This is a genomic window from Sphingorhabdus sp. EL138 (genome assembly GCF_945890115.1).
Taxonomy (GTDB): domain Bacteria; phylum Pseudomonadota; class Alphaproteobacteria; order Sphingomonadales; family Sphingomonadaceae; genus Sphingorhabdus_B.
The window spans coordinates 1-13661 of record NZ_CAMDCK010000028.1 but is presented as its reverse complement, the minus strand read 5'-3'; the positions used below and the strand labels follow the sequence as shown (position 1 = coordinate 13661).

The 13661-nt window shown below is 54.9% G+C and carries 11 protein-coding genes, 1 tRNA gene and 1 pseudogene; 2 read left to right on the top strand and 11 right to left on the bottom strand.

Translation table 11 applies throughout. The annotated features are described in order from the left end of the window. The 9 genes and pseudogenes from Q0O07_RS10825 to Q0O07_RS10785 all read right to left on the bottom strand — a co-directional run. A pseudogene (locus tag Q0O07_RS10825) lies at positions 1-203 on the bottom strand (heme ABC transporter permease); the annotation flags it as partial. Between the two features lie 457 nt (positions 204-660). Continuing rightward, positions 661-1659, bottom strand: coding sequence for a P-type DNA transfer ATPase VirB11 (virB11, locus tag Q0O07_RS10820; RefSeq protein WP_295493529.1), 999 nt, complete (start codon positions 1657-1659; stop codon positions 661-663). Then, positions 1656-2768, bottom strand: coding sequence for a type IV secretion system protein VirB10 (virB10, locus tag Q0O07_RS10815; protein WP_295493526.1), 1113 nt, complete (start codon positions 2766-2768; stop codon positions 1656-1658). The genes virB11 and virB10 overlap by 4 nt, the downstream gene beginning before the upstream one ends. Beyond that, positions 2765-3580: a TrbG/VirB9 family P-type conjugative transfer protein gene (locus Q0O07_RS10810; RefSeq protein ID WP_295493523.1), complete on the bottom strand. Its 816-nt coding sequence runs from the start codon at positions 3578-3580 to the stop codon at positions 2765-2767. Before Q0O07_RS10810 ends, virB10 begins: the two co-directional genes overlap by 4 nt. Beyond that, positions 3577-4809, bottom strand: coding sequence for a type IV secretion system protein (locus Q0O07_RS10805; RefSeq protein WP_295493520.1), 1233 nt, complete (start codon positions 4807-4809; stop codon positions 3577-3579). The genes Q0O07_RS10810 and Q0O07_RS10805 overlap by 4 nt, the downstream gene beginning before the upstream one ends. Beyond that, on the bottom strand, positions 4809-7238 hold the full coding sequence (locus tag Q0O07_RS10800; protein WP_295493517.1) for a VirB4 family type IV secretion/conjugal transfer ATPase: 2430 nt from the start codon (positions 7236-7238) through the stop codon (positions 4809-4811). Before Q0O07_RS10800 ends, Q0O07_RS10805 begins: the two co-directional genes overlap by 1 nt. A gap of 3 nt (positions 7239-7241) precedes the next feature. Further along, positions 7242-7526 carry a type IV secretion system protein VirB3 gene (locus Q0O07_RS10795; RefSeq protein WP_295493514.1) on the bottom strand — a complete coding sequence of 95 codons (285 nt, stop codon included), beginning with the start codon at positions 7524-7526 and terminating at the stop codon, positions 7242-7244. Positions 7527-7529: 3 nt separating this feature from the next. Next, entirely contained in the window at positions 7530-7850 is a 321-nt protein-coding gene (locus tag Q0O07_RS10790; protein WP_295493512.1) for a TrbC/VirB2 family protein, read from the bottom strand. Positions 7851-7855: 5 nt separating this feature from the next. Continuing rightward, complete coding sequence (locus Q0O07_RS10785) at positions 7856-8248, bottom strand: lytic transglycosylase domain-containing protein (RefSeq protein WP_295493510.1); 393 nt, start codon at positions 8246-8248, stop codon at positions 7856-7858. Between the two features lie 430 nt (positions 8249-8678). Between Q0O07_RS10785 and Q0O07_RS10780 the strand changes: the two genes are divergently transcribed. After that, positions 8679-10508 (top strand): DUF1800 domain-containing protein, encoded by a 1830-nt coding sequence (locus tag Q0O07_RS10780; protein ID WP_295493508.1) that lies wholly within the window; start codon positions 8679-8681, stop codon positions 10506-10508. Between the two features lie 10 nt (positions 10509-10518). Beyond that, positions 10519-11952, top strand: a complete 1434-nt coding sequence (locus Q0O07_RS10775; RefSeq protein ID WP_295493506.1) for a DUF1501 domain-containing protein — start codon at positions 10519-10521, stop codon at positions 11950-11952. Positions 11953-12101: 149 nt separating this feature from the next. Here the strand turns inward: Q0O07_RS10775 and Q0O07_RS10770 are convergent, their stop codons facing one another. Then, positions 12102-13226, bottom strand: a complete 1125-nt coding sequence (locus Q0O07_RS10770; RefSeq protein WP_295493504.1) for a serine hydrolase — start codon at positions 13224-13226, stop codon at positions 12102-12104. Positions 13227-13512: 286 nt separating this feature from the next. Further along, positions 13513-13602, bottom strand: a tRNA-Ser gene (locus Q0O07_RS10765). Positions 13603-13661 lie beyond the last annotated feature (59 nt).

Below are 13661 nucleotides of genomic sequence, written 5' to 3'. Positions count from 1 at the left end.
GTCCACCCCCCCATGCCCAGCCAAGCGGCGGGAACATGTACGAAGATGATCTTAACAGTATCGCCCATGAGACGTTCTGTTGGCGTAAAAAACACACCCCAAATGCAAGCGCCGAGCACGAGCATGATCCCTGGCCAAAATAATGCTGGCGTAAGCGGCTTTGCGAGACGCAAGAATCGGGCAGGATTGGCAAAGCGATGCATGATTAAGCAGATCCTCTAGCACCGCAAAAGCCTTACGCCAACGGATTTACGATCATCTGCCCATAAGTTTTTGTGCGATATTGTCGTCAACTTTCGCCGGTTCTTTGCCGCCCGAATCCCTTTCAACGCACATAGATACCAACCTCGAAAGCGGAACGGCTGCAATTGCGCCGCGAGCGGTCCGACGGCTTTGCGCCCAGTTGCAGACGTTGCCTGTTGGTTGCTACGGACCTAAATGCAGCCCATCATATGGCCGATTAGTCTTTAAACTGAGCGCATTCGGGATCGGTATCCGGTTGCCGTTTACCTATTGGGCTGTCGGCATGACTAAAGAATGGCTAAACATAGCGACCAGCTAAGATTCCAATGTTAATCGGTCCGCTGGTTTCCAATCGGGCAAGAAGTATTTGTGGTTGCTTGACGGCCCATGGCATTGCTGGTGCGGCCCAGCTTAGCGTCATGCAGCGTTCGTTAATTCAACACAACTTATGGCACGTTGGCCGCTGTGGCGGTCCAGTTGGATGACAATGTCGATCATTGACCGCGCGTAATCCATGGTTTCCTGACGACCAAGACCCAGTCCGGCCTGCATACACATGAAGGCAATTTGTTCGAACGCGCCCTGGGGTGTATTAGCGTGCACGGTGCTGATGGAACCAGGATGGCCGGTATTGATGGCCCGCAAAAACGTGACCGTTTCGCCGCCGCGTAATTCGCCCACAATTAATCGGTCCGGCCGCATGCGCAGCGAAGCGCGCATAAGATCGTCCACCGTCACTCTCGCCTCACCTTGATCGCCGGTCACAGCGACCAAGCCAAGCGCATTGTCGCTGCTCAGCCGGATTTCAGGGGTGTCCTCAATGGAAATGACGCGTTCATGTTTCGGAATTTCCTTTAACAAGGCGTTTAGCAATGTTGTCTTACCGGATGACGTTCCGCCGGAAATGAGGATCGTTTTGCGCGCCGCAACCGCCGCACGGAAAAAGCTTAGATAATCTTGTTCCTGCAAGAGCGACGCAAGCACACAAATATCGTCGGTTACATTAGGGGCCGATGGAAGCGCACTTTGTTCAAAATAGCTTTCCAGCGTCATGTCTTGCAATCGGTGTTTGCGGATTGCGAGCGCAACCTCGCCGCGGGTGGCAGGCGGCAACACCATTTGCACGCGGGCACCGCCCGGCAATATGGCGGCAAGCAACGGACTTTCCCGGCTAACCCCTTGATGGTTGATGCGGGCGATCTGGTGCGCAAGGCGTTCCAGCAACTGGCTGTCTATTTGGGGCGCGTCGTGACGTTCCATCTGCGCCAATCCAAGCCGCTCAATCCATACTTCATGCGGCCGGTTCACCAATATCTCGGTCACATTATCGCATGCCAGCCAATCGCTAAATGGGGCTAGATAGCTGTTGAGATACACATTGCCGGTTTCGTCAGCGATCGGTGCCGTCTGGTTCATGGCGCATCGCCGTCAGTGCCTGAAAAGTCGAGGTCGCGGGCGATGAAGATACGGATGGCCGTGCCTTGCGCAACTTTTACCGTAGGCGGGATGTTGATGTCCCGTTGCAAGGCAATTCCAGCCACGCTTTTGGCATCATCGGCAGTGCGGACGATGACATCATTGCCCCCCTGCTGCAAAAGCCCAAGGCCAGATTGCACAACGGACAACAATATCGCCGAACCAAACCGCTTCAGAAAGTTGCTATCCACTTTACCGCCTAGGCCCGCACGGCCAAGCGGGTCAGTGACGGGCGAGCCGAGCGAAATGGTTACGCCATCGGGGCGAGTCAGCCGTGTCCAAACGATAAACGCGCGCGATTGTCCTGCGGCAAGGCCGGAGCGATATTGCCCAATTAAGCGGCTGCCACTGGGGATGAGCACCCGTCTGCCGTCAAAGCCCATAACGTCGCGGCTGACAACGGCACGAACATATCCCGGCAGATCGGAGTTTATGGCTGTTTCAAGAACGCCTGCGATGATCGCGCCCTGCGGCACCGTATAGCTGCTATTGGCGATACGCACTGCGCGGGCAGGCGCATTTTCAGCTGCTGCAATCCGGTCGGAAAACCTGTCTTCTGCGCTCAAGTCTTCGTTTTTTACACCGGCCAGACCCGGCGTTGGGGGCACCAATGGGACGCCGCCTTTTGTGGCGTCTACGACGACGCCCGGGGATTGAAAGCGGTTAGGACCAGCCGCTGCGGGTCCAACGATGCCCACTGCTGCTCCATTTGGGTTATTAACAGGTGGCGGTACAAGGACGGGCGGCGGTAATTCCGGTGGTCCTGGACGCAACGTCGGTGGCGGCACGAGACCGCCTGGCGGAACAATTGCAGTTGTTGGGGTGGCGGCAGGCTGCGCCGCAATTTGGTTGGCGGCATTCCGGCTGTTGGCCAAGCTGCTAAAGGTCAATATGGCAAGCAAGACAATAGCTGCTACGCCCAATTTCATTCCTGGCGATAGGCCATTTGGCATCGCAACTGGTGACAAAATCATTTGGTTGGCGGCATCAAGCGCGTCTGTGTCCATGGCAGCGCGCGGGTCAACTTTGCCGGATTTGAGCAGGCTCATGGCTTTACCTTCATCGATCTGCAGCCAAGCAGACCGCATTTTTTCTTGGTTGTGCGTTGTTTCGGGGCATCTGCGCCAGGTGTCGGCACGGCATAAGCGTCGTTAAAGATGATCGTGACTTCTGTGCCATGGCGCAACACAAACTGCGGCGCGATTTGCTCCACAACGGTATAAGGCCCGCGCACCGCGAAGTTGACGATGCTTTCGCCGGCATCGGGGGTAATACTGAAAATTGCAGGAGCGCCCGATCCAGCGGCAAAGCGGAAATAGGTGGCTTTACCATCATCAAACACCTGCTCGGGCACATTGGCCTTTGCGCCGTCATAGCTATAGGCGCGGTTCCACAATTCAGGCGGTGTCGCAATCAAAGGCGGTGGCGTTGCCATAGTGTCGGCTGCCATGACTTTCGGCGGGTAGCGGAAACGCACAGCATAAATAATCTGGCTTTGCGGGACACGCAGGCCGGATTTAGCCAGCAGCTCAAGATTGTAACGCCGCACGTTTGTGACGATCGAGAGATTGGTCGCAGGCGGCACGCCCACCGGTTTCAGGAACATGATCGTTCCTGCGCCATTTGGGGTCACCTGCCAGCCAGAAGAGTCACCGATGCCAACGGTTTCAATCTGTTCACCCCGTTCAAATTCAAGCATCATTTGATAACCGGTATGGCCAGTCAGACGAATGATGGCATCGGGATTATAATCAACATAGCGGATATTTGACGCAACCTGCGCGGATGCTGCAATCGGCAGAGTGCCTGCGGCACCTATTGCTGCGGTGATAAGGGCGAGCCCAAGATAATGTCGGATCATGCAACGTTCCTGATGGCTTTAATCGGCGCGCGGACCGCATTCACGGGGCCTCGTGAAATGCGCCGGTCGGAATAATTACTCTGCTGTCCTGCTTGGCCAGCGTCAGCATATACGCGCTGCGGCAGCAATATCCCGCGCCGATTGTCTGGGGTCAAGCTTGCGGTTGCCGCGGCGGAACGTTCAATAGCGCCGACCAGCGACTGCATGCGTTCATTATACACAGGATTGCTTGAAGGCAGCGGTTCATAAGCGACTGGTGCGGAAACCCGATTATCGATTGTGCGATCTTGCCCAAAGGACAAGGTCCATCCGCTTACAATTGTACGGCCAATTCGGAATAATTGCACCGACACCGCCACCATGATGAGCACGATCACCAATATGGTCAAAGCAGCGCGCAACGAAAAAACACCCTGCCCCGCCGACACATACATTTGCGTCAATATGGGCTCAAGCGCCGCCACAGCGCCAACAGACGTCACCATCGCCATGACGGGCACCATCGCCATCATGACCGCCGCACGGCCCCAGCCGAGCGCTAAGCCGCGGGTAGAGGCAAATAAACCCAGCACCGCAAAGACGGGGCCAAGAAGCAAAAGCAAACCCAAGATAATTTTCGCCACGACCAAGACACCTGCCGATGCCAGCACAAGGAACAGCGCGCTAAACAAAAGCATATTGGGGCCAAGCGAATCCTTTGGCGCTACAACAGCGGTGATATTGTTTGCGGTCACAGGAAGTATTGCGGGTTCAGGCGCTGTTGGGTTTGTCGGCAACATCTGTTCCGGTCGCGCGTCAAATTCAGTCCAGGCATCGGCTAAGTCGACCATGCGGCCCGACAACATATCGACACGTTCGGTAATGCCGCGCAGATCGCCATCATTAGGGTCAATGGCGCGCACGATTTCCTGCGGCCCGTCGGTCAACACGTCGTAGACCAAAACCTGATATGTCGCCCAGTTACTGGTCAACGCCAGCACGGCGCCAATCATGATCATGCGCGGCATCATTTCGCCAACGTTAAGTGCGGAACGTCCAAATATCAGCCGGTAGCCGATGATCGCGACGTAAATCGTCAGCGCAATCGTTAGGGCAAGATTAAACACACTGCCTGGACCAAGCAAATTGGCATAGCCAGCCTGCACGGTCGATTGGATGTAACAATCGACAGCGTTCACCATCGTTTCCGCCGAACCCGCTGCAGGGTTGAGGGCAACGCAATTTGCCATCAGCTGTGCATTCCCGGCCTGCTTGCGGCCGACAACGGGGCCAACGCCCCTTCCTGCGCTGCCTGCAACAATAACGGCATCCATTCGGACGGCGCATCACCATGATCGCGGCGAAGCGCATCCAGTATCCGAACGCTGGCTTCTCGGCCGGACAACACGGTTATCGCATCAGGCATATTGCCCATGTCCAGACGTGCGACGACGCTGTTCCCGCCTTGCTTAATCAAAACGCAGCGTAAATGTTCGGGCAAGGAGCGTATGAGATCAAGCTCATGCGCCGTCAAGCCAAAGCCACCGCAATAATCCGACGCTTGCGCCTTGGGATTGCTCATGAACAATTGCGTGGCGGATTGTTCAATGATGGTGGCGGCAATCTTGCTTTCAATCGCGTCGCTTGCGCTTTGTGTGGCAAAACCAACCACACCATTGCGTTTGCGAATGGTCTTCATCCAATCCTTCAGCCGGTGGACGAAGACGTCGTCATCAAGCGCCTTCCATCCTTCGTCGATTACAATCATCGACGGGCTGCCGTCCAAGCGTTCATCGACGCGGTGGAACAAATACATCATCGCGGGCGTCCGCAAGGCTGGGTTGTCGAGCAATGCCGTCATGTCAAAGCCAGCGGTTCTTGTATCGAGGGTCAACTGGTCTACCGGGTTATCGAACAACCATGCATGCTCACCTGCGCCATACCAAGGTGCAAGGCGCGATGCGAGATCGCCACGGATAGGACGCGCGCCACCAGCGAGCAGTTCCACCAAATATCGTAATTGGCGGTATTCGGCTGGCTGGCTGAAATTGGCATCAACCGCGCTGGAGATAATCGCGTTTTCATCAGCAGTCAGTTGCCCGCCCGCTGGCGTTAAAATCTGCGCCAGCCATTGCCGTAAAAATGCCTGATTTACAGCATTTTCAGGTAGTTGGAGCGGGTTGAAGCCAGTTGGTGTGCCGGGCCGCAAGACATCATAATGCCCACCAATGGCACGAATGAAAATCTCGGCGCCGCGATCCTTGTCAAAGAAAAAAGTGCGGGGATAAAATTTCTGCGCCTGTGCAATCAGGAAATTCAGCACAACTGTTTTACCAGAACCCGATGGCCCAATCAGCGTGAAATTGCCTAAATCGCCGCTGTGCAAGTTAAAGAAATAGGGCGTGCTTGATGTGGTTTCAAGGACCGTGATGGGTTCACCCCATGGCCCGCCAGCAGGCACGCCAATCGGAAAGCCATGGAGCGAAATGAGGCCGGACAAATTGGCTGTCGACACCAATGCCTTGCGCGCAATGAAATCTGCATTGCCCGGAAACTGGCCCCAAAAAGCGCTTTCAAGATTGAGATCCTCACGCACAGCAACGGCGCCAATATCGGCCAGCGATGCCTGTACATCGGCAACGGCGGCATCCAACGCGGCTAAGGTCGCCGCGCGAACATGGACAGTCAAATGATGCTCGCCATAAGCCGCAGCGCCGCCGGTAAGGTCATCCTTTGCACCCAAAAGGCCTTGGCGCAGCGTTGTGGTTTCGTCCGAAGCCGCACGCAAGCGGCGAAGTGCAAGCCCGATGCGCTCATCTGCAATCTGCCGGTCAATGAAAGCAAAGCTCTCGGTCATCGTCAGCTCATGCGGCAGGCGCAACAGATTATCGAGCATACCAGGTGCGGTATGGGCAGGATAATCCTTGATGGAGACGATGGCGCCAAAACGCGACGTGCCGGCGCTTGCACCTTTCAATTCCAGAGAATCAAGGCCAAAGCTGATCCGCTTATAGGGGAGATATTGGCCGGCGTCGCCAGTGGGTTCCAGCACAGGCTGCATTTCGCCATTGTACAGCGCCGATAGTATTTCAAGGGGTTCGGAACAGATGCCACTGGCGCCGCGGTAGCGGCCCAGCAGGCGCGGGCCATAACGGGTGAGGGCGGAGAGCAGGTTGGTGCGCGCCGCATCCAATTCGCGCAATTCACGCGCTTGGTCCGCCAGCCGTTCGACGCTTTTGCGTGCACCATTGCCCCATTTGGTAAGGCGGTCAAAAAAGCCAATCTTTCCGCGGGCTGGCCGACGGACTAGCATCAGCACTATGTCGTTAACGTAGAGCCTTTTGCCACGCAATTGCTGCTGCCACGTATCGTCGAGGTCGCGGACAAAACCATCGGGTTGAACGCCTGATAATTCGGCAGTCACCTGACGGCGAATGACGTGGCAGTATAATATCAAATTGGAGTTCGCGATGCCCCGCATCACAACATCACGCACGGCCGCCATATGGTTCAGCGTTTCGCTATCGGCCGTTTCAAAGGCAACGCCGTCGACCTGGATCATCTGGATTAGGTCGCCGCTGCGGGTCATAACCGTATGGTCATCCAAATGCCCGGCATATGGCAGACGGTCCCCTGCGCATGGGTCCAAAGCTGCTGCTTTTTGGGCGACCGTCTTCATGGATTAAGGCCGGTAACTGTTGCAGCGCCAAAGATCATGCGTCCGCGTGCGACCGCAACGGCTTATTTTCGTAATCCAGAGATCAAAAATCCGGGGCTCCCGCAAACAGGCCATATAGCCAATAGCATGGATGACGGCGGCTGCCGGAATCGCCCAGAATGAACGTGTAATCAGGAAAATTTCGGTGGTGACGACCAGATTGATGACAAAATAGCTATAGGTGACGCCCGCGAACATCTGCGGCTGTGTCAATGCTCGGAATATCGGCGTCCGGTTAAGCGTGGTCATACCTTAACCGCCAACTGCAGCGACACGAATACCCGAGACAATCGCTGTGGCGCCAAAGAGAATGAAGCAGCCGATAATGACGGTCGCACCAAAGCGCCAGTTCATGCGTCCGGTCAGCATCATCAGGCCCACAACCGCAACGGCGATGACGGCTGCTGTGGTTGCGACATTGCCCAGCAGTGTGCCCTGTATCCAGCTAAGCGCGTTGACGATTGGCCCCGAACCCTGCGGATCGACATTCGCCACCTGCGCCATCGCGTTTTTTGGAATAGCCAAAGCGAGCGCAGCACAAGCAAAAAAGCGTTTGAATCTATATGTCATCATGAACCTCAATATCCTGCGCGATAGGCCGACGTTGCCGACAAGCGTTGCATTATTTGGCGGACGTAATCTTGTGTTTCGCGGTACGGCGGAATGCCACCATATTTTATCACCGCCCCTGGTCCAGCATTATATGCAGCCAAAGCCAGCGGCACGTTATTGCCAAAGCGTTCAAGCTGCTGGCGCAGATAAGCGGTCCCGCCAACCACATTCTGTTCCACATCGTGCGGGTTACGCACGCCCAGCTGCCGTGCAGTCCCTGGCATGAGTTGCATCACGCCCATGGCCCCCGCGGTGGAAAGGGCGCGGGGATTATATCGCGACTCCTGCCAAGCAACGGCGTCGACCAGATTGCGGTCAATGCCGAAGCGTGTTGCCGCAACCTGAATATGCTGCCGCACGGCATTTTGTGATTGGGACGAATTGGATGCGGAATCTGCCGTGGGACTATATCGACGTTCAACAGCCGCCGACGCGTCCGCCCGCCATGCCGGCTGGGATATTTCGACGAGATTGCCATTTTGTTTGCGTTCAAAAACGTTTGCGTGCGCCCCCGAACAAAGTCCGGCGAGAGGAAGAACTGCAAAAAAAGGGAGAGCGAAGCGCCTGTTGACCATAATCCCAGCCTAAATCACGCTTGATACCATGCCGCTGACTAATATCCTATCCCACCCATCGCAACAAAAAAATTCATTGTTGGGGATGGGAAAAAAGTATAAGGAAGTCGGATCATTTGACGGCGTTACATAATTACACATTTGTGGCAACGGCGGTGGGAACCACGGCGTTTCCGTAACTTGGAATCGGCCCTATGGTTGGGGAGAGAGTGTGATGACGCAAGCTGAATGCGCGGCTCTGGAAGAGGCAAAAAAGGCGGATAGCTTCCCAGATACATTCGCTGCGCCGCAGGGAACGGCGGGAGAAAAATCGTCCGCTCATTTTGCAATCCCCGCCGCCTCATTGGTGCTGGCCGCATGTGGCGGTGGAGGAACGGACGACAATCCAATAAGCTCTGTTTTGGCACCAACTGTGCAAGTCGCGAAGCCTGCGACAGATGGCGAAGCAGCCCGTTTCATTTTGAAGGCCAGCCTTGCGGCGACCGAACCCGAAATCGCGGACATTCGATCTGTGGGCTATGTGGCCTGGCTCGACAAGCAGATGGACATTCCGATCAGCCAGACAGGCGTCGCCTGGCTGTCGTCGCGGGGTTACGATCAAGTGACGGCCGATGAATTTTATCATCGAGATTCTTTGGCTGACTACATGGCCTGGAACCAGTTGATTACTACCCCCGACCCCGTTCGCAAAAGATTGGCCTACGCGCTTTCCCAATTTTTTGTCGTATCCACCAACGGTATCGAAATAACATGGCGGTCGAATGCTATGGCGGCATATTGGGACGTTCTCAACCGCCACGCTCTGGGTAATTTCCGTCAGTTACTGGAAGATGTAACGCTCAACCCCGCAATGGGTGTTTACCTGAGCACGCTTGATAACAGGAAAGAAGATACGCGGACTGGTCGCGTGCCCGACGAAAATTATGCGCGTGAAGTCATGCAGCTTTTCACCATTGGTTTGAATGAGCTTAATAATGACGGCACCAGAAAGACTGGCACCACTGGCCAGCCCATCGAAACATATACTAGTTCCGACGTGTCGAACCTCGCGCGCGTATTTACCGGTTATAGTTACGACTATTCGAATTTGGTCAGAACGCCCTCCGTCCGTTTTCCATCACAATTAGTCGAACCCGTGGAATCTGTAATCAGGCCGATGACAAGCGATACGACCAGATGGTCAAGGCCACAGACCAGCAGCGAACATTCCATGCTGGAAAAAACATTTCTGGGCACAACTATTCCGGCCAACACCGATGCACCAACATCCATGAAACTGGCGCTGGACACACTTTTCAACCATCCCAATGTGGGCCCGTTCTTTTCAAAACAAATGATCCAGCGTTTGGTGACGAGTAACCCCAGCGCTGCCTATGTTGACCGCGTTGCCAAGATATTTAACAATAATGGTGCGGGCGTTCGTGGTGATCTGCGTGCGGTATTCAAGGCCATTTTGCTTGATGACGAAGCGACAAATGCTGCCGGGCTAACGTCGCCGACCTTTGGCAAAGTTCGTGAGCCGGTATTGCGCTTTATACAATGGGCCAGAAATTTCGGTGCCACATCGCGAACAGGTAATTGGACCATCGCAAACCTGGCCAATCCCGGCACCAGCCTGGGTCAAAGCCCCTTGCGTGCGCCGTCTGTGTTTAATTTTTACCGCCCAGGTTACGTCCCTGCCAATACCGCAATCGCAACCAACGCGCTGGTCGCACCTGAATTCCAAATCGTTACCGCAGTGAGTGTTGCCGGCTATATCAACTTCATGGCGTCAACCATCGGATCCGTCAACGGCGTGAACAACGACGTCAAAGCCACTTATACACGCGAGTTAGCGATCGTTTCCAACACGGCCGCCTTACTGAACCGGCTGTCCTTGTTATTGTCCGGAAACCAGCTCACCGACACCACCAAAGCAACGATCAAGGCCGCGCTTGACGCGACGACCGTCACGGACACCAGTGCGTTGGCAGACAAAGAACGACGGGTTTATCTGGCAACACTACTCGTGTTTGCCTCCCCCGATTATCTGGTCCAAAAATAGGGAGCGCATCGTGCACATTAGCAAAATGGAAGATATTTCGCGGCGCGCTTTTCTTCGCCGCACTAAACAATTGGCTGTGGCGGGGACTGCTGGGTCTTGGGCCATGGGTCTCGCGGGCATGGGGGAGGCTGCAGCTTTCAGTGCAGGCAATGATTATCGCGCATTGGTCTGCGTATTTTTTAACGGTGGCAACGACCATAATAGCACATTGATCCCCTATGACTCGGCAAATTACGACTTGTATAGCGCCATTCGCGGTGGCGGCCCTGGACAAACGGCAGGTGGCATTACCTTAGCGCGTTCGTCTCTCGCAGCAACGGCCCTCACACCCGCCAACGGCCAAGTGCTAACCAATAATGTGCAATATGCGCTCGCACCGCAAATGACCCGCATGAAAGCCTTATTTGATGCAGGAAAAATTGCGCCATTGCTCAATGTAGGCCCACTTGTTGCGCCATTGACTTTGGCCCAATATCAAAGCAGCAATTTGGTCGCAAACCCCCGGCCTGCGAAGCTGTTTTCGCATAATGACCAGCAATCAACATGGCAGTCATCGCGGCCCGAAGGTTCCACCGACGGTTGGGGTGGCCGTATGGGAGACCTTGCTTTGTCCAGCAACACTAATGCGCTCTTCACCTGTATTTCGGCGGCGGGCAATACCGTGTTTTTGGCCGGAAAGGACGCAGTTACCTATCAAATCTCGCCAACCGGTGCGCCTGCTATCACCGGCCTCAAGGGTCCGTTATTTGGCTCCAGGGCGGGCAGCGATGCGCTTCGCACGTTGATGACGCAGTCGAGCAACAATATGTTTGAAGCTGAGTATAATCGGGTAACACGCCGCTCCATTGATGCGGAAGTTGTTATCAATGCGGCGCTCCAGCCAACATCGCTTGCGACATCATTCCGGCCAGTGTCCGGCACCAACACGCTCGCAGATCAGCTTCAAATTGTTGCGCGGTTGATAGCCGCGCGCCAAGCGCTGGGCGTGAAACGCCAGATATTCATGGTAAATATGGGCGACTTTGACGTTCATGACAATCTGATCATGCGTCAGGCAACGCTCATGGACCTGATCGACTTCGCATTTGACGCTTTCTATCGCGCGACCGTGGAACTGGGCATGGCGGACAAAGTGACTACATTCACGGCCTCCGATTTTGGTCGCACGCTGCAGTCCAACGGTGATGGATCCGACCATGGCTGGGGGTCCCACCATTTCATCATGGGCGGCGCGGTTAACGGCGGTCGCTATTACGGTGTCGCACCACAAATCTCCGTTAGAAGTCCGGACCAAGTCGGTCTTGGCCGTTTGCTTCCAACGGTCTCGGTGGATCAATATGCAGCAACCCTGGCCACTTGGTTCGGCGTTGCGCCTAGCGAATTATCCAGCATCGCGCCCAACATTGGGCGGTTTGACGGCGCCAATTTGGGTTTCATGCAATAACTGCCCAGTCGTCCTAGCGCTAATCCAGCTTATTCGCCGCGCATTGACAGCGTCTGGCAGTTAGCCGCAGCGCTAAATAATGATATACGTAGGCGTGCTTGATGTTCTGACCAAGGACAATTGATTGGATATTGAGAAACGGCACTCACTTAGCGGCGCAGGGCACTTGTGATCAGTGGTTGGAGTTGGAGTTCCAGCGCAATGGACAGTTGAGCTGGATCAAAACCTCGGTTCAGCGGCTCTTCAGTCACAATCACGGCCCAATATCCACGGTCAAAATCTATCCAAGGCGTAAATCCGAACGCCCCGGCTGATGAAATTACAGGACGCTCGTTACAGACAATGCTGTAAGTTGGCGCACTGCATTCTTTCCAGAACCCCCATCCATAGCGCCAAGCAAGACGGTTTTGACTGATGGCAGGTGGAACAGTTCTCATGGGACGTGTTCCAACGCGATCAAGCAGAAAGCCCGACCTATCGCGGAAGATATCACCCTTCAGGATTGCTGCTAAAACTTTGGCATAATCCTCTCCCGTAGAACGCAGGGCGCCCCCATAGTTAGGATTATCTCCACTGCCGATTGTTGACCGCGTTTCGTTGCTGACCCCCAGTCGGTCAAGAAACCGCTCGCGCATTATACCATCCATACTGCGATTACGTGCCGCGATCATCGCCAGCGCCGCAATCTGCATATGCTCACTGCCATAGTTAAACGAGTCGTTTGGCGGCGTATCAGTTCCGCCATCGTGGATCTCTTGAACGCATCTCCTCAACGAATATGACGCATTCCCAATACAACTTTGCTGCTCTGCAGTACCATTAAAGCCGGAGGTGAAGGCAAAGACCTGTTCTATAGTGACCTGACTACGCGGATCGCTCGGGTCACGACGCCAAAAATCTATGTGGGTGTTCACGGGGGTTGATGCAGAAAACACGCCGTCCTCAATTAAAAGCCAAGCAGTAAGGCCCATAAGAAGTTTTGAAGCAGATGCGATAAAAACGGGCCGGTTGGCCGTCATCGAACCACGTTCGTAACGAAACAACACCCCGCGCTCGTCACCTACCAACACAGCCACATCATTAACGGTAAATTGATCAATACGGGCCCGAACCGCCGAAAAGTCGAAACTTGCAGCTGGTGGAGGTGAAGGAGTTGGCAGCTGGGTTGCAGATGGAATATTTACGACAATCGGTGGGGGTGACGCAGATGGTTCACCTCCACAGGCCGTTAAAATCATAAAGGCGAAGACCATTAAGGGCATACGTATCTGCATAGCGTGATTTGTATGCCTTAAGCGCCTTTCGAGGCAAGCTGCTTATAATGCAAATGCCTCTTATCTGTTCAAATTCCAATCTGAACCCGTAACGGTTTCGCTCCTGTTAGCACTAGCAGCACGGAGGCAGAGATGGTGACAACGAAGGCTATGCATGAAACGCAGCTAACCGGACGTGCAGAATAATATGTAAGAGGAGCTGGGGCTGGAATAAGGGGGTATCACCCCGGAGGGGTGTGGTTCGGTAGGTTCTTGAGGGGAGTAAGGGTTAAGAACCAAGCCAATGTGGCGGAGACGGTGGGATTCGAACCCACGATAGAGTCACCCCTATACACACTTTCCAGGCGTGCGCCTTCGACCACTCGGCCACGTCTCCGCATTCCCCTTGGGGACGCACGCCCCTAGCCGCTCCTTTGCGCTTTCGCAAGGCACAGT